The sequence below is a fragment of the uncultured Lutibacter sp. genome (assembly GCF_937891065.1).
GTDB lineage: Bacteria > Bacteroidota > Bacteroidia > Flavobacteriales > Flavobacteriaceae > Lutibacter.
Map to the genome: position 1 here is coordinate 1 of NZ_CALAEQ010000118.1, position 16,910 is coordinate 16,910.

The window sequence follows — 16,910 nt, forward strand, 5'->3', positions numbered from 1 at the left end:
ATATCTATTTTTTTTTGATCGCCTAAATATCCGAAAACTTTATGAGATGGAAATAGAAAAGTAACAATATCACCTTCATTCATCAATTTTAACCCATTTCTTAATCCTTCAATTATCTCTTGCTGATCTACAACATATAATTGCTCTCCTATTTCTTCGGAAGTATAAATAATATTGTTTTTAAAATCGGAAACATTAAAGGTATATGTAAGCTCGTCACCAAATTGAGGAACATAGGTGGCTATATTTTTTTGTTCATATTTATACCAAAATCCATCTGACGAAGCTATATATGTATTTAGGGAATCTAGTTCCATAATACTTTTAATTTCATTCTCTTCTTCTGAAATTAACGATTTATTAAAAGAAACAGATTCTTTCATAAAAGTAGCTGTTTTTCTAACTATTGGTTTCCTTGCAATTGTATTTCCACAAGAAAATAGTAGGAACGAAATAATTAAAAGTAAAAAACTATGCTTCATAAGAGTTAATTAATTCATTTTTATAATTTGGAAGCACACTTAAAAAATTAGAAATTGTTTCTTCCATTGATACCAATGACTTCCCTCCTGCTGCATTATCATGACCACCTCCATCAAAATGTTCACGTGAAAACTTATTTACTGAAAAACTTCCTTTCGATCTCAATGAAATTTTAATTATTTGTTGTTCAGCATCTTCAATAAAAATAACTGCAAAAATAACACCTTCTAAAGATAATGCATAATTTACAACTCCTTCAGTGTCACCTTTTGCATACTTAAACTCATCTAACTCTTGTTGATTTAATGTGATGTAGGCCGTTTTTAAATCTTCAATAACCACTAAATTACTTAAAGCACGTCCTAAAAGCTGTAATTTACCATATGAATTTGTGTCATATACATTGTTGTGTATTTTGGCGTTTTCAGCACCTCTATCAATCAATTCTGCAACAATTTTATGTGTTGTACTTGTTGTTGAAGGAAATCTAAACGAGCCAGTATCCGTCATAATCCCTGTATATAAACAATTTGAAATATCAGCATTGATACTTTTAACATCCTCTAACTTTTCAAGAAAATGATACACCATTTGACACGTTGAACAAATTGAAACATCTGAATATAAATAGGTTGCTATATCATCTGGTTGTTGATGATGGTCAATCATTATGAATGTACCTTTATAATCTTCTAATGTTTTTTGCATATCACTTCCAACTCTATGCAAAGCATTAAAATCTAATAAAAAAATTATTGAAGCCTCCTCTATACAACTTTTCGATTGCCTATTTTGTGTGTCAAATTTAAAAACCTCTTCTGAACCCGGTAGCCATTTTAAAAAACCTGGATAATCATTTGGAGCAACTACTGTTGCTCTATGTCCTTTATTTTTTAAATAATGATATATTGCCAAACTCGCCCCAATTGCATCACCATCTGGATTTCTATGTGGCACAATAACTACATTTTTAGGTGTAGAAAGCAGTGCTGTTATTTCCTTAATTTCATTTACATTCATAAGGAGCAAATATACAAATAATCCTATATTTTATTAGGTTAAGAACTGTATATTTGTTTTGAATAAATTTATCAATTGTAATAATGGCTTATTTTAAAACGCTTTTCATCTTTCTTTTTGTAATCACATCTTGTAAAACTGAACATAAACAAACCAGTAAAATTTCAAATACTATAGAAGCTACTAATGGTTTTGTAATTGCTTTTGGATCTTGCAATAATCAAGTATTACCCAATACTTTTTGGCCTGAAATTAAAAAAAATAATCCTGATGTTTGGATTTGGGGGGGTGACGTCATTTATTCAGACACCCAAAATATGGCTTATTTAGAACAAAATTATCTAAAGCAAAAAAACAATGTTGAGTATTCAAATTTTAGTAAAAATATTGAAATACTTGCCACTTGGGATGATCACGATTATGGTGTAAATGATGGCGGTACTGAATATCCAAAAAAAGCAGAAGCACAACAACTATTTTTAGACTTTATAGATGTTCCAAAAGAAGATGAAAGAAGAAAACAAGAAGGTGTCTATTTTTCTAAAGATTATAATGTAAATGAAACAATTATTAAAATTATTATTTTAGATACTCGGTATTTTAGAACTGCACTAAGTGATGATTTTGAAACTAAAAAACGATACAAACCTAATACTAATAGTGATGGAACTGTATTAGGAGAAACTCAATGGAAATGGTTAGAAAACCAACTTCTAAACTCGAAAGCATCCTACACAATTATTATGAGTAGCATCCAATTTTTATCTGCAGAACATGGTTTTGAAACTTGGGGAAATATGCCTAACGAAATAGAAAAATTTGAAAACCTCCTTATTTCAACAAAAACTAAAAATGCTATTATTCTTTCAGGAGATAGACATATTTCTGAGTTTTCGAAAAAAGAAATTGACAGTTTAAAGTATCCTCTTATAGATTTTACTTCTAGCGGGTTAACACATTCGTATTCAAATTTCAGTGAAGAACCCAATAAATTTAGGGTTGGAAATGTAGTTTCAGAAAAAAGTTACGGTATTTTAAAAATTGACTTAAAAACTGATACTGTAATACTAGAAATAAGAGGTAAAAACAATACTATTTATGAAACAATTACTCAAAATTATTAGCATAAATACAACTTTATATAGAAAATACTATATTTGCCCCGATTTTAAAAATTAAGACAAACAACAATGGCAACAAATAGAACATTTACAATGCTTAAACCTGATTCAGTTGAAAAAGGATATACTGGAGCAATTTTAGAAAAAATAAATGCTGCAGGATTTAGAATTGTAGCGATGAAAAAAACACAAATGACAGTAGCTGATGCTGAAGAGTTTTATGCTGTTCACAATGAGCGTCCATTCTTTGGCGAATTGGTTAGCTTTATGACCAGAGGACCAATTGTAGCTGTAATTCTAGAAAAAGAAAATGCAGTTGAAGACTTTAGAGTTTTAATTGGTGCAACAAACCCTGCTGATGCAGCTGAAGGAACTATTCGTAAATCTTACGCTACTTCTATGGGTGAAAATGCTGTTCACGGTTCAGATAGTGATGAAAATGCAGCTATTGAAGGTGCTTTTCATTTCTCAGGAAGAGAAATGTTTTAAGGTTTCTCTAAATAAAAAAATAAAAAAACCGTTGCAATGCAACGGTTTTTTTATGTTTGGTATTCAAATTTAACCAGTTTTAATTATTTTTTTAATTCAATTGTTAACTTAAAATAATTTTAGAAATTAATTCTTCTCCTAACTCTTCATTCATCATTTTTATAATTTTCTCTTTACCATAACTTAATTCTTCGCGTAATACTGAAGATTTTAAATTTACAATTAAAGTTTTTCCATTTAATTCTACTCTATTAGTATAAGAAACTACACCATTCCCCATTAATTTAGCCCACGCATCTTTTACTGACAGCTGCTGCATTCCTTTTGTTAATTTATTATCTTTAATTACATCTTTCATTAAATCTTGGATTGAATGAAACTTATTTTGACGCTTTGCCATTATAATTGAAATATTTTATAGGGTTGTTTTGCTTTTTTTACCACTTCTTCAGTGCGTTCTCTATGCGTATCTGTTATAAATAATTGTCCAAATTCATTGTTATTAACCAAACTTATTAATTGTTCAACTCTTAAATCGTCTAATTTATCAAAAATATCATCCAATAATAAAATTGGTTTTAGGTTAGATTGTTTTTTAATAAAGTCGAATTGTGCCAATTTCAATGCAATTAAATAGGACTTTTGTTGACCTTGTGATCCGAATTTTTTAATTGGATAACCTTCAATTTCAAAAGTTAAATCATCTTTGTGAATACCAGCACTTGTAAATTGAAGCATTCTATCTCTAGCAACATTTTGTGTTAACAAATCTAAAAAACCCACTTCATCAAGTTGCGTTTTATAAACTAAATCTACAGTTTCTTGGCTGCTAGAAATTACTTCATACCGCTTTTTAAAAATTGGAATAAATTCTTCTAAAAAAGCTTTTCTTTTTTCATAAATAATAGTTCCATACCGCTCTAATTGCTCATCATAAACCTTTAAATTAACAGCATCAAAAGTTCTGTTTAAAGCAAAATATTTCAACAATGAATTGCGTTGAACTAATACCTTATTATACTTTATAATATCCTGTAAATAATGATTATCTGACTGTGAAATTACATTATCTATAAATTTTCTACGTGTATCACTCCCATCAGTAATTAAATCTCTATCTGCTGGCGAAATAATAACCAAAGGTAAATAACCAATATGGTCTGAAAATTTCTCATATGATTTACCATTGCGTTTTACAACTTTTTTATTACCACGCTTCAAGCTACAAACAACAGTATCTGTTTTTTCATTAATTTTATAGGTACCTTCAATCATAAAAAACTCTTCCGAATGTCTAATATTTTGTGTTGCCACAGAATTAAAGTAACTTTTAGCAAAAGAAAGATAATATATTGCATCTAAAACATTGGTTTTTCCAACACCATTATTTCCAACAAAACAATTAATTTTCTCTTGAAAATCAAAGGTTTGTGATTCGAAATTTTTAAAATTTACCAATGTAATTTTTTGTAAATGCATCTATATTTTTTGAAGGTTTAAAATTATTGAAAATAAATGGGAATTTTGATATAATTGCATTTTTACTTTCCAATTAAAAAGGCTATTTTTGCGCCTACAAAATTATTATAATAAATGGCAACATATAAAAAGACAGGCAGTAAAGTAAAAAAAGGTCAAAATAATACAGCTGAACAATCAACAACAGCTGATGTATTTAATACATTAGATGAAACAGCTTCAAGATCTGAAAAATTTGTAATAAAAAACCAAAAGACAATTTTTATTGTTTTAGGATTGGTAGTTGCTTTAATATTAGGTTACTTACCATATCAAAAATACATTAAGGCTCCTAAAGAAAAAGAAGCGGCAAACGAATTAGCATTTCCAAAAGCTTATTTTGAAGAAGCAACTGCAAGTGCTGTTGCAGTAGATTCATTGTATACATTAGCATTAAATGGAGCTGATGGAAAATTAGGTTTTGTTGATGTTTCAAGTCAATATAGCGGAACCAAAGCAGGAAACTTAGCAAACTACTATGCTGGTATTTCTTACTTAAAAATAAAAAATTACAAAGAAGCGATTGAATATTTAGAAAAATTCTCTTCAGATGATGAATTATTAGCTCCTACTGCAAAAGGTGCTATTGGTGATGCATTTGCTGATATTAACCAACCTGAAGATGCTTTAGATTATTATTTAAAAGCAGCTGATTTAAGAGATAATAATTTTTCAACTCCAATATACCTTTTTAAAGCAGGTAATACTGCAATGGAATTAGAAAAGTTCTCAAAAGCACTGGATATTTTCAATAGAATAAAAACTGATTATCCTACTTCTGAAGAAGCAAAAAATATTAATATTTATATTAGTAGAGCAACATATGCGTCTAAAAAATAAGCAGTAAATGGCTACAACAAATTTATCCTATTACGATAAAGCTACAATCCCAAACGCGAAGAAATTTCGGTTTGGGATTGTTGTTTCTGAATGGAATCCTGATATTACTGAAAACTTATTTTTAGGTGCTGAACTAGCTTTTATTGAAAATGGTGCAACTAAAGAAAATATTATTCGTTGGAATGTTCCAGGAAGTTTTGAACTAATTTTTGGTTGCAAACGAATGATAGAAACTCAAAAGCTAGATGCAATTATTGCTATTGGAAATGTAATTCAAGGTGAAACAAAACATTTCGATTTTGTTTGTGACGGAGTTACACAAGGTATCAAAGATTTGAATATTAAATACGATGTTCCTATTATTTTTTGCGTACTAACAGATAATACCAAACAGCAATCTATTGACCGTTCTGGTGGTAAACACGGTAATAAAGGAATCGAATCGGCTATTGCAGCTATTAAAATGGCAGCTTTAAGACAGTTTTAACAGACTTCTTATTCACAAAACTTGACAACAACTTCTGAATTCAGTATTTTTGACTATTATGGGATTTTTAAGAAAACGCACAAATAAAAAATTTGATTATAAACCAAGATATTATAGTGGTGAGGGAAACCCGTTTAAAATAGGTCATAAATTTGACGATTTTAGAACTACTGTTGGTGGGAATAAAGATTTAAAAGAAAAATTTAAATCGGCTTTTAATGAAAGTGAAACTTCAGAAAATAAAGGTTTCAATAAAACAATTTTAATTATTATTGCCATATTAACCTTCATATTTTTGTATATTATTGATTTTGACTTATCAATTTTCAAGAATCCATTTTAAATGCCAGATATAATTCAGTTATTACCCGACCATGTTGCGAACCAAATTGCAGCAGGTGAAGTTGTGCAACGACCAGCTTCCGTAGTAAAAGAATTACTTGAAAATGCTATTGATGCAGAATCCACAAATATCAAATTAATTATAAAAGAAGCTGGTAAAATTCTTATTCAAGTTATTGATAACGGAAAAGGAATGAGCATTACTGATGCCCGACTTAGTTTTGAACGCCACGCAACTTCAAAAATAAAAAAAGCAGAAGATTTATTTAATTTACACACCAAAGGTTTTAGAGGTGAAGCATTGGCATCAATTGCTGCCATAGCACATGTTGATTTAAAAACGAAACAAGAAAACCAAGAATTAGGAACTCACATTAAAATTGAAGGTAGTAACCTTATTTTTCAGGAAAATGTATCAACTCAGAAAGGAACTTCCGTAGCTGTAAAAAATTTATTTTACAACATTCCAGCACGAAGAAATTTTTTAAAATCAAACAGTATAGAAACGCGTCATATTATCAATGAATTTCAACGAGTTGCACTAGCACATCCTTCTATTTCATTTTCACTTTATCATAATGAAAGTGAAGTATATAATTTAACTTCGGGTAATTTACGCCAACGTATTGTTTCAATTTTTGGAAAAAAAACAAATGAAAAGCTAGTACCTATCCATGAAGTAACCGATGTTCTTGAAATTAACGGATTTGTGACAAAACCTGAATTTGCTAAGAAAAAAAGAGATGAACAATTCTTTTTTGTGAATGACCGTTTTATTAAAAATGCTTATTTAAATCATGCCGTTTCAAGTGCTTTTGAAAGTTTACTCTCTAGCGGATATTTTCCTACCTATTTTTTATATTTAACAGTTCCAACTAAAAGTATAGATATAAACATTCATCCAACAAAAACAGAAATTAAGTTTGATGATGAAAAAACCTTGTATGCTATTTTACGTTCTACGGTAAAGCATAGTTTAGGTCAGTACAATGTTGCTCCTATTCTTGATTTTAATAGAAGTGCATCATTTGATACACCTTATAATTATAAAGATAAAAAATCAGAAACTCCAAAAGTTACTGTAAATCACGATTTTAATCCCTTTAAAAACGAGGAACAAAAATCTATTCAGTTTCCATACAAACGTGAAAAATCACAACAATGGGAAAGTTTATATACTGGGATGGATGTACATCATATTGAAGTAGAGTCTGAAACAATTCCTAATTCATTGTTTTCAGATGAAAAACCAAATAGCAAAACATATCAGGTTCATAAAAAATATATAGTAAGTAGCATTAAATCTGGAATTGTTTATATCAATCAACATTTAGCGCATCAACGTATTTTATATGAAGAATTTTTAGAAAATATAACCGTTAAAGAAGCATTGAGCCAACAATTATTGTTTCCTTTAGAAATTTCATTCAATAAAACTGATATTAAACTAATAAAAGAAATTAAAGTCGATTTACAAAGTATTGGCTTTTTATTTGATAAAATTTTAGAGGATTCAATTGTAGTAAATGGTATTCCTGTGACTATTGTAGAAAGTCAAATTACAATTATTATTGAGCAGCTATTAGAAGATATTAAGAACGACATACCAAATGCTAGCTTTAGCCAATTAGATATTATGGCAAAAAGTTTAGCGAAAAGTTTGGCCATTAAAACAGGTACAAAATTAGATTTAAGAGAACAAGAAGAAATTGTGAATAAATTGTTTATTTGTAAACAACCCGATTTATCACCTTTTGGAAAAACTACTTTTGTAACTATAAATATTGATGAAATTGATAAAAAATTTAACAATTAACCGTTGTTAATTATAATAAATTATGGGAAGAATTACCGACGCTGTTAAGCATTTAATAATTATTAACGTACTGTTTTTTATAGTACCTCAACTAGCACCTAATCTAGGGTTGCAAAGTATGTTTGCTTTGCATTTTCCTGAAAATCCTCAATTTGGATTTTGGCAATTTGCAACCCATATGTTCATGCATGGTGGTTTTAGCCACATTTTATTTAACATGTATGGTTTATGGGCTTTTGGAACACCACTTGAACAAATGTGGGGACGAAATAAATTTATATTCTTTTACCTTTCTGCTGGTTTAGGAGCTGGTGTAATTTACACATTAGTTAATTATTATCAGTTTAATGGTACATATGATCAATTAATAAGTTTAGGGTTATCTGGTGGTGATATTCAAAACATCTTAAATACTGGAAGCTATAATTCTCAAATATTAACTTCAATTTCCCAAGCTGACTTGCAAGATTTTTTTGCAACTTACCATACTCCTGCAGTTGGTGCATCAGGTGCTATTTATGGGATTTTAGTAGCATTTGGCTTATCATTTCCTAATTCTAAATTGGCTTTAATATTTTTCCCTGTTCCAATTGCAGCAAAATATTTTATTCCTGCTATAATTTTAGGGGATTTATTTTTTGGAATGACTAAATATTCTATTGGAAATGTAGCTCACTTTGCACACGTTGGTGGTGCTTTAATAGGATTTATAATCGCTTGGTATTGGAAACAAAACCAATTTAAACGCTGGAACTAAATTGAATATCATAAACGACATAAAGCACGCTTTTAACAAAGCTAATATCACTGAAAAAATAATTTACATTAATGTATTTTTATTTTTAATAACGGTATTACTCAATAAATATGTTGTTGAATGGTTTGCATTACCATCAAATTTAGAGAGTTTTTTATACAAACCTTGGACATTAATTTCATACGCTTTTATACATCAAAATATATTTCATGTCGTTTCTAACTTGTTAGTTTTATATTATATAGGGAATTTATTTTTAAACTTTCAAACCCAAAAACAATTTATAAATTGTTACTTTTTAGGAGGAGTTTTTGGAGGAATTGTATTCTTAGGATACTATTATTTCATTGATAAATCGGTGGCATTGCCGTTAGCAGGTGCATCTGCAGCTGTAACTTCTATTTTTATAGCTATTGCAACTAAAATTCCACGCTACGCTATTCAGCTTCGTTTTATTGGAAGTGTAGAATTATGGGTTTTGGCTGCTATTTGGGTGGTTTTAAGTATTTTGCAATTGGCCAATCCTGATAAAGGAAGTGCAATCGCACATTTAAGTGGTGCTATTTTCGGGTTTATATATGCAAACCAACTGAATAAAGGAAATGATATTGGTAAATGGTTTGAAGCTGTTATTAATTATTTTACAAACCTATTTAAACCTAAAAAGAAATCGCCTTTCAAAGCTGTTTACAAAACTAAAAGTAGAACTTCAACACAAGATGTTTCTAAAACCAGACAACGAAAGATTGACGACATTTTAGATAAAATAAGCAAATCTGGTTACGAAAGTTTAACTCAAGAAGAAAAAGATTTTTTATTTAGAGCTGGAAAAAATTAGCATTCTATGAAAAAATTATCATGGTTCGATAAATTAATAGTTGTTGTAAATTCACTTTTTGCAATGGTCTTATTATTTTCATTTTTAAGCTATTATATTTCACCAAATACTTTTTCTTTTATTTCATTTTTAAGTCTTTCACTACCTATTCTAATTCTAATAAACCTACTATTTGTAATTTACTGGTTCTTTAAATTAAAACGCCAATTTTTAATCTCATCCATCATTTTACTGATTGGATTTCAGTACGTTACAAAATTATATTCTTTTAAAGAAAAAAAGATTTTGTTAAGTACAGATCTAAAAATAATGAGTTATAATGTACGAATGTTTAATATTTATAATTGGATTGATGAAGAAAATATAGATCAAAAAATTTATGAATTTATCAATGAAAAAGAACCTGATATTTTATGCTTACAAGAATTCAATCCTACCATAAAAATTGGATTTAAATTTCCTTATCAATACATAAAAGCCAGTAAGAAAAGTAAACTATTTGGACATGCAATTTTTTCGAAATATAAAATTATAAATTCTGGCTCATTAGACTTTCTAAATAGTAGCAATAATGCCATTTTTGTGGATATTATTAAAAATAAAGATACTATGAGAGTTTATAATGTTCATTTAGAATCTTTAAGTATCAATCCGAAAGAAGATTATTTTAATCAGGAAAATTCTGAAAAATTGAGAATTAGAGTTGATAAAGCATTTAAAAAACAGGCAGATCAAGCCGAATTAATTATTCAACATCAAGAAAAAATAACTCATAAATCAATTATTTGCGGTGATTTTAACAATAATGCATTTTCATGGGTTTATCATACATTAAAAAATGGTAAAAATGACGCTTTTGAAGTTGCAGGTGAAGGGTTTGGGAAATCATACAATCATAAATTCCCGCTTCGTATAGATTTTATTTTAGCAGATGACAAGTTTGAAATCAATAATTTTAAAACATTTGAGGTTAATTATTCCGATCATTATCCTATTATGGCTCGTTTGAATTTTTAAGTGTACAACTGATTTAGATCAGTAAATACATCCTATATTTAATTAACTTTGTTACTCAATACAAAAAAAACAAACTAATGAAACAACTATTTTCTTTTCTATTTTTATGCACCTTCTTTTTAGGTTTTTCTCAACAACAAAATTTATCGGTAGATGATGCGGTTTTAGGCTATTATAAAGGACTGTATCCTTCATCATTACAAAACTTAAAATGGGTTGACAATTCAGATACTTATGTCTTTCTAAAAGAAAACGAGTTGCTATTTACAGATGCGAAAACAACCAAAATTGTTAAAAAAATCTCATTTGAAGAACTTCAAAAAACATATCCTACATTAAAACGATTTCCACGTTTACAGGAAATTTCAACTACAGATTTTACGTTCAATAATGGAAATTCTATAGAAGTTTATAATTATATAGATAATTCTAAAAGTGCAACTATTTTATTTGATGAAGTAGCTCAAAACAATGAGTACAATTCAAATGCAACTGCAATTGCATACACATTAGAAAATAATTTATTTATTGGAACAACTGCAAACCCAAAAGTTATAGTTACTTCAATTGAAGATAAAAACATTGTTTCAGGACAAGCAATTCATAGAAGTGAATTTGGAATTGTAAAAGGTACTTTCTGGAGCCCAAAAGGAAATTATTTAGCTTTTTATCAAAAAGATGAAAGCAATGTAACAGATTATCCATTAGTTGACATTACTACTTATCCTGCTTCATTGAATAACATTAAATATCCAATGGCCGGACAAGGAAGTGAAAAAGCTAAAATTGGTATTTTTAATTTAAAGACAGAAGAAACCACTTACTTGGATATTGATACTTCTGACGAGCATTATTTAACAAATTTATCTTGGACACCAGATGAAAAATATTTACTGGTTGCAGAAATTAATAGAGGTCAAAATCACGTTTGGTATAATAGATATAGCATTGAAACAGGAAAAAAAATAAACACCCTTTTTGAAGAAACCAGCGATAAATGGACAGAACCTGAATTTGATGCTGTCTTTTTACCAAAATCAACTACTGATTTTCTTTGGTTTAGCGAACGTGATGGTTTTATGAATTTATATGAATATACAACTGAAGGAAAATTAATAAAACAACTTACTAATTTTAATTGGGTAGTTACTGGTATTTTAGGTTTTGATTCGAAAGGGAAAAACGTTTATATTACAGGAACTGGTACAGATGCAAGAGAATCACACACTTTTAAAGTAAACTTAAAATCTGGAAAACACACTCAATTAACAAAAACAAATGGAACTCATTCCACACAATTAAGTACTGATGGGAATTATTTAATTGATGCTTATAATAGCTTAACCATTCCAAATACTATTGAAATTGTAGATTCTAAAAAATTAAAAACAACTTCAATTTTTAAAGCTGAAAACCCACTAAAAGATTACAAACTAGGAGCAACTGAATTCATAACTCTTAAAGGAGTTGATGGAACTGATTTATATGCTAAAATTACAAAACCAGCAGATTTTGATGCTTCAAAAAAATACCCTGTTTTAGTGTATGTTTATGGAGGGCCACATGCTCAATTAGTCACGAATTCATGGTTAGGGGGTTCAAGTTTATGGATGCCAGCTTTTGCAACTGCAGAAAATTATATTGTATTTACGTTAGACAATAGAGGGTCGGCCAATAGAGGTTTTGCTTTTGAAAGTGTTATTCATAGAAATTTAGGAAATGCTGAAATTGAAGATCAACTAACAGGTATTGATTATTTAAAATCATTAGATTTTGTTGACAGTTCTAGAATTGCAGTTAATGGTTGGAGTTATGGTGGTTTTATGACTACAAGTTTAATATTACGTAATCCCGGTGTATTTACAACTGGTGTAGCTGGAGGCCCTGTAACTGATTGGAAATATTATGAAGTGATGTATGGAGAGCGTTATATGGATACACCTCAAGAAAATATTGAAGGTTATGAGAAAGCAAAAGTGCATAATTACATTAAAGATTTAGAAGGCAAACTATTAATTATACACGGAAGTATAGATCCAACAGTAGTACCTCAGCACAGTATGACTTTATTACAAGAGGCTGTAAAACAAAAAGTACAAATCGACTTTTTTACGTATCCAATGCACGAACACAATGTACGTGGGGTTGATAGAGCACATTTAGTAAAGAAAATGTTAGAATATATAGTAGAAAATAATAAATAATTCTACAATACAAAAACTTAAAAGCCCTAACGTAACCTAAAATTTGTTAGGGCTTTTTTTTAAATAAATTAAATAGCTATGATTTTAATTAGTGCAGATAAAAATTCAATTGTTAAAATTGAACAAGGTGAATTAATTAGTTTTAAAAAAAATGGAGAAGAATTAATACATCAAAAAGGAAATCCTGGTTGGAAAAATTCAGACACAGAAATGTTTCCAATTATTGGCCCAACTGAAACCAACAATTTTATAGTTTCAACACCAAAAGGAAATTACAGTCAAGATCAGCACGGGCTTTTAAGAGAATTAAAATATTCTCCTAAAAATCATTCAGAAAACTCTTGTTCTTACATCAAAAAATATGTTGCATATTCTGCCATTGAAAACTCTAAATATCCTAAAAAATCTTCAGCTAGATTATTGTCTTGGCCTTATAATTTTTCGTTCATAAAAACATATATATTAACAAATGAGTCTTTAAAAATTTCGTTTGAAATTGAAGCAGAAAAAGGAATGCCATTTATGCTGGGTTATCATCCTGCTTTTATGCTAAATAGCAATTTAGACGAAATTGTAAAATCTAAAAAACAAGAAGTAACTATAACCAAAATAATAAAAGGTGGTTCTAAAGCTTTTCCTATTTTAAATACTGATGAAGTTTCTTTAGTTAAAAAAAATGGCTATAATATTAAACTTAAAACTGAAGGATTTAATAACTTTATGTTATGGACAGAAGTTTCTAATATGCTTTGTATAGAACCTATAACTGCATATCCATACACTGGTAAAGAAATACTTACAAAAGAGTTATTTAATATTTCTGATGAGAAAAATACTTTCACGGTAACTATAACACCATTTAAGTAATAGTCAATTACTCAAATTTTATTGATTTTGCAGGACTAATTTTTGAAACTACGATTGATGGTATAATTAGCATTAGTAAACACAAAAGAAGCGTTCCTATATTTAAAAGAATAATATACCCAAAATCTAAATAAATAGGTACCGTATTCACATAATATGTTTCAGGGTTTAATGTAACCAACCCTAAATATTTTTGAAGCAATAATATTGTTAAACCAATTAAATTTCCCCAAAACAAGCCTCTTAAAATTAAATAACTGGCATTGTATAAAAATACTTTTCGAATACTCGTATTATTACTCCCAAGTGCTTTTAATATTCCAACCATTTGAGTTCTCTCTAAAATTAGAACTAATAATGCAGTAATCATATTAATACCTGCAACTAAGATCATAATGGCTATTATAATGTAAATATTTGTATCAAATAAGCCAATCCATTCAAATATATCTGGGTGTTTTTCAATAATACTTTGGCTATTTAATGTAGATGCTGTTTGCTCATATACTTCTTTACTTTTCTTATTAATAGCATCAAAATCATTTATAAAAACTTCAAAACCTCCAACTTCATCTTCTTCCCATTTATTCATTTTTTGGATGTGCTTAATATCCGCTATTACATAATTCTCATCGAAATCTTGAAACCCTGAATTATAAATTCCAATAGCTTTTAACACTCTAAGCCAAGGTGCTTTAAATGGATCGTCTTTTACAAAAAGAATATTAAACTCTTCCCCTAACTTAATATTTAACCTATTAGAAATTTCGCTTGAAATTAAAACCTCAAAGGATACTTCGTTTCTATAATTTGGCAACTTTCCTTCAACCAAATATTCTTTAAAAAAAGTCCAATCATAATCACTTGAAACCCCTTTAAAAATAACACCTTCAAAATCTGTTTCTGTTCTAATAATTCCTGCTTTTGTTGCAAAAACTTGAACATTCTTAATATCACTAACATTAATGAATTCAGGGTAAAAATCTTGATTTTTTGAAACAGGTATTAAAGTAATTTCAGAGTTATTGTTGTCAAAATTTGTAATTTGGATATGCCCATTAAAACCTGATAGTTTTTCACGTATTTTTTGTTGTAATCCAATACCTGTAGAAATGGCAATCATCATAATAACCATACCAATGGCAATGGCAATAATTGCTATTTTTATTATTGGTGAAGATATACTACTTTTATACTGTTTTGCAGCAATAATGCGTTTTGCAATAAATAACTCGTAATTCAATTTTAGCTATGATTTCTTATTCGTTCAAAAATACATATTTCTTATTGTTTTTTTTATTCTTTTTTAGTTTGATTTCTTGTAGCCAATCTAAATCTTCAAAATTTCAAGTTCAGGAGGATGCTGTTTTAGAAATTTTACCTGGAGCTCAACAAACAAATTTGTATTTAAAACTCTTAGCTTCTAAAAATGTTGCTGTGGTTGCAAACCAAACTTCTGTAATCTTTAAAGACCAAAAAAATTATACTCACATAGTTGATAGCTTACTTTTGCATAAAATTAATGTTTCAAAAGTATTTTCACCTGAACATGGTTTTAGAGGAGATGCTGATGCTGGTGAAAAAGTTATTGATGGAATAGATGCAAAAACTGGAGTCCCAATTGTTTCGCTTTATGGAAGCAATAAAAAACCTTCCAAAGAACAATTAAAAAATATTGATGTAGTTGTTTTTGACATTCAAGATGTTGGCGTGCGTTTTTACACTTATATATCTACACTTCATTATGTAATGGAAGCTTGTGCTGAACAGGGAATCCCTATAATATTATTAGATAGACCAAATCCAAATGGACAGTATATTGATGGTCCTATGTTGGAAATAGAACATACCAGTTTTGTTGGAATGCATCCTATACCTGTTGTATATGGAATGACCATTGGTGAATATGCACAAATGATAAATGGTGAAAATTGGTTAAAAAACAATATTAAATGTGATTTAACTGTAATCCCTTTAAAAAACTACAATCATAGCAATACATATAGTTTACCCATAAAACCATCCCCAAATTTACCAAATGATAAGGCTATTAACTTATACCCTAGTTTGTGCTTTTTTGAAGGAACTAACGTGAGCGTTGGACGTGGAACTGAAAAACAATTTCAAATTTTTGGTTCACCATTTATGAAATCAACTGCACTTAATTTTTGTTTTACACCACAACCAAATAGTGGAGCAAAACATCCAATGCATGAAAATATTGAATGTTGTGGTTTTGATTTAAGTAACATTGAAAATCTTAACAAAATTGAATTATCTTATTTAATTGAAGCTTACTCTTTAACTGAAGACAAAAGTAAATTTTTTAATAGTTTTTTCACTAAACTAGCTGGTACAACTAAATTGCAAGAACAACTAGAAGATAACTATTCGACTGAAGAAATATACAACTCTTGGAAACCAAATCTTGAATCGTTTAAAAAAATGAGAGTAAAGTACCTTTTGTATAAATAACAATATTTTTTCATATCATATTACAATAAGTTTTTTATGACGTAGATGAAAATCTTGAGTCCTACTTCAGTAGGACTTTTTTTAAAATAAAAAATAATTTTACTCTTATTTACAAACAACCTTTACTTATTAAAAATAATTTACTGCAAAAACAATATTTCTTATTTAAAGAATATTAAGGTTATAAATTATTAAAAACAGCTCTCTAATTAACTCAATTACATCCGTTCAATTTCTACATTTAACTTAAAGAATAGTACTATTTACAATTTTTCAGTGTCAATTAGTGAAAATAAATGTCGAAATAAATTTCACACAAACCCTTACGCTTCAAATGTAAGATGACATTTTAATACAACAAATGGTATGTTTTTACAAACAAATGGTAAATATTTTTCATTTTTATTTTTTTTATAAACATTTAATTGTATATTTACATTGTAATTAAAAGAGATATAACCCAAAATATAAACCCCATAACCCCAAAGCAAATAAATCAACCCTAAAAATTTAATCCCCAAATCCCAAAGCAAACAAATTAACCCCTATAACCCCTAAAAATGAAAAATCTAACCCTAACTCTCGTATCACTAGCTCTATTAAGTTCAGTTTTATTTTCTTGCTCTAAAGAAGATG

The 16,910-nt window shown here is 28.6% G+C and carries 17 protein-coding genes; 12 read left to right on the top strand and 5 right to left on the bottom strand.

Annotated features, from left to right (window positions below; genetic code table 11):
- Together gldI and Q0352_RS06905 are read right to left on the bottom strand one after the other, a co-directional pair.
- The coding region (gene gldI, locus Q0352_RS06900; RefSeq protein ID WP_299525658.1) for a gliding motility-associated peptidyl-prolyl isomerase GldI at positions 1-482 on the bottom strand (482 nt) is incomplete at its 3' end.
- Positions 472-1,503, bottom strand: a complete 1,032-nt coding sequence (locus Q0352_RS06905) for a bifunctional oligoribonuclease/PAP phosphatase NrnA (RefSeq protein ID WP_299525661.1) — start codon at positions 1,501-1,503, stop codon at positions 472-474. The genes gldI and Q0352_RS06905, both read right to left, overlap by 11 nt.
- 83 nt (positions 1,504-1,586) lie before the next feature.
- Here Q0352_RS06905 and Q0352_RS06910 point away from each other — a divergent pair, with 83 nt between their 5' ends.
- Together Q0352_RS06910 and Q0352_RS06915 are read left to right on the top strand one after the other, a co-directional pair.
- On the top strand, positions 1,587-2,627 hold the full coding sequence (locus Q0352_RS06910) for an alkaline phosphatase D family protein (protein ID WP_299525664.1): 1,041 nt from the start codon (positions 1,587-1,589) through the stop codon (positions 2,625-2,627).
- 66 nt (positions 2,628-2,693) lie between these two features.
- On the top strand, positions 2,694-3,113 hold the full coding sequence (locus Q0352_RS06915; protein WP_299525667.1) for a nucleoside-diphosphate kinase: 420 nt from the start codon (positions 2,694-2,696) through the stop codon (positions 3,111-3,113).
- A 103-nt stretch (positions 3,114-3,216) separates the two neighbouring features.
- Here the strand turns inward: Q0352_RS06915 and Q0352_RS06920 are convergent, their stop codons facing one another.
- Both Q0352_RS06920 and Q0352_RS06925 read right to left on the bottom strand, forming a co-directional pair.
- A complete protein-coding gene (locus Q0352_RS06920; RefSeq protein WP_299525670.1) occupies positions 3,217-3,513 on the bottom strand; it encodes a DUF721 domain-containing protein in 297 nt (98 codons plus the stop codon).
- Positions 3,513-4,592, bottom strand: coding sequence for a DNA replication/repair protein RecF (locus Q0352_RS06925; RefSeq protein WP_299525673.1), 1,080 nt, complete (start codon positions 4,590-4,592; stop codon positions 3,513-3,515). Before Q0352_RS06925 ends, Q0352_RS06920 begins: the two co-directional genes overlap by 1 nt.
- A 114-nt stretch (positions 4,593-4,706) precedes the next feature.
- Here Q0352_RS06925 and Q0352_RS06930 point away from each other — a divergent pair, with 114 nt between their 5' ends.
- From Q0352_RS06930 to Q0352_RS06970, 9 genes are all read left to right on the top strand, one after another.
- Entirely contained in the window at positions 4,707-5,471 is a 765-nt protein-coding gene (locus tag Q0352_RS06930; protein WP_299525676.1) for a tetratricopeptide repeat protein, read from the top strand.
- A gap of 7 nt (positions 5,472-5,478) precedes the next feature.
- A complete protein-coding gene (gene ribH, locus Q0352_RS06935; protein WP_299525679.1) occupies positions 5,479-5,958 on the top strand; it encodes a 6,7-dimethyl-8-ribityllumazine synthase in 480 nt (159 codons plus the stop codon).
- Positions 5,959-6,016: 58 nt separating this feature from the next.
- Positions 6,017-6,301, top strand: coding sequence for a riboflavin synthase subunit beta (locus tag Q0352_RS06940; protein WP_299525682.1), 285 nt, complete (start codon positions 6,017-6,019; stop codon positions 6,299-6,301).
- Positions 6,302-8,116 carry a DNA mismatch repair endonuclease MutL gene (gene mutL, locus Q0352_RS06945; protein ID WP_299525684.1) on the top strand — a complete coding sequence of 605 codons (1,815 nt, stop codon included), beginning with the start codon at positions 6,302-6,304 and terminating at the stop codon, positions 8,114-8,116.
- Positions 8,117-8,138: 22 nt separating this feature from the next.
- Positions 8,139-8,873 carry a rhomboid family intramembrane serine protease gene (locus Q0352_RS06950; RefSeq protein ID WP_299525686.1) on the top strand — a complete coding sequence of 245 codons (735 nt, stop codon included), beginning with the start codon at positions 8,139-8,141 and terminating at the stop codon, positions 8,871-8,873.
- Between the two features lies 1 nt (position 8,874).
- On the top strand, positions 8,875-9,711 hold the full coding sequence (locus tag Q0352_RS06955; protein ID WP_299525688.1) for a rhomboid family intramembrane serine protease: 837 nt from the start codon (positions 8,875-8,877) through the stop codon (positions 9,709-9,711).
- 6 nt (positions 9,712-9,717) lie between these two features.
- Positions 9,718-10,728, top strand: coding sequence for an endonuclease/exonuclease/phosphatase family protein (locus Q0352_RS06960; RefSeq protein ID WP_299525690.1), 1,011 nt, complete (start codon positions 9,718-9,720; stop codon positions 10,726-10,728).
- A gap of 77 nt (positions 10,729-10,805) precedes the next feature.
- Positions 10,806-12,932, top strand: coding sequence for a DPP IV N-terminal domain-containing protein (locus Q0352_RS06965; RefSeq protein ID WP_299525693.1), 2,127 nt, complete (start codon positions 10,806-10,808; stop codon positions 12,930-12,932).
- A gap of 78 nt (positions 12,933-13,010) precedes the next feature.
- Positions 13,011-13,799 carry an aldose 1-epimerase gene (locus Q0352_RS06970; protein WP_299525696.1) on the top strand — a complete coding sequence of 263 codons (789 nt, stop codon included), beginning with the start codon at positions 13,011-13,013 and terminating at the stop codon, positions 13,797-13,799.
- A 7-nt stretch (positions 13,800-13,806) separates the two neighbouring features.
- On the opposite strand, the gene Q0352_RS06975 is transcribed toward Q0352_RS06970, so the two are convergent.
- Entirely contained in the window at positions 13,807-15,042 is a 1,236-nt protein-coding gene (locus tag Q0352_RS06975; protein ID WP_299525699.1) for an FtsX-like permease family protein, read from the bottom strand.
- A gap of 8 nt (positions 15,043-15,050) precedes the next feature.
- Between Q0352_RS06975 and Q0352_RS06980 the strand changes: the two genes are divergently transcribed.
- Complete coding sequence (locus Q0352_RS06980; RefSeq protein ID WP_299525702.1) at positions 15,051-16,274, top strand: DUF1343 domain-containing protein; 1,224 nt, start codon at positions 15,051-15,053, stop codon at positions 16,272-16,274.
- Positions 16,275-16,910 lie beyond the last annotated feature (636 nt).

Coding starts and splice junctions, on each gene's coding strand:
- Q0352_RS06950 (WP_299525686.1), top strand. CDS start 8,139: ATGGGAAGAATTACCGACGCTGTTAAGCATTTAATAATTATTAACGTA.
- Q0352_RS06980 (WP_299525702.1), top strand. CDS start 15,051: ATGATTTCTTATTCGTTCAAAAATACATATTTCTTATTGTTTTTTTTA.
- mutL (WP_299525684.1), top strand. CDS start 6,302: ATGCCAGATATAATTCAGTTATTACCCGACCATGTTGCGAACCAAATT.
- Q0352_RS06905 (WP_299525661.1), bottom strand. CDS start 1,503: ATGAATGTAAATGAAATTAAGGAAATAACAGCACTGCTTTCTACACCT.
- ribH (WP_299525679.1), top strand. CDS start 5,479: ATGGCTACAACAAATTTATCCTATTACGATAAAGCTACAATCCCAAAC.
- Q0352_RS06910 (WP_299525664.1), top strand. CDS start 1,587: ATGGCTTATTTTAAAACGCTTTTCATCTTTCTTTTTGTAATCACATCT.
- Q0352_RS06965 (WP_299525693.1), top strand. CDS start 10,806: ATGAAACAACTATTTTCTTTTCTATTTTTATGCACCTTCTTTTTAGGT.
- Q0352_RS06920 (WP_299525670.1), bottom strand. CDS start 3,513: ATGGCAAAGCGTCAAAATAAGTTTCATTCAATCCAAGATTTAATGAAA.
- Q0352_RS06960 (WP_299525690.1), top strand. CDS start 9,718: ATGAAAAAATTATCATGGTTCGATAAATTAATAGTTGTTGTAAATTCA.
- Q0352_RS06925 (WP_299525673.1), bottom strand. CDS start 4,592: ATGCATTTACAAAAAATTACATTGGTAAATTTTAAAAATTTCGAATCA.
- Q0352_RS06940 (WP_299525682.1), top strand. CDS start 6,017: ATGGGATTTTTAAGAAAACGCACAAATAAAAAATTTGATTATAAACCA.
- Q0352_RS06970 (WP_299525696.1), top strand. CDS start 13,011: ATGATTTTAATTAGTGCAGATAAAAATTCAATTGTTAAAATTGAACAA.
- Q0352_RS06915 (WP_299525667.1), top strand. CDS start 2,694: ATGGCAACAAATAGAACATTTACAATGCTTAAACCTGATTCAGTTGAA.
- Q0352_RS06930 (WP_299525676.1), top strand. CDS start 4,707: ATGGCAACATATAAAAAGACAGGCAGTAAAGTAAAAAAAGGTCAAAAT.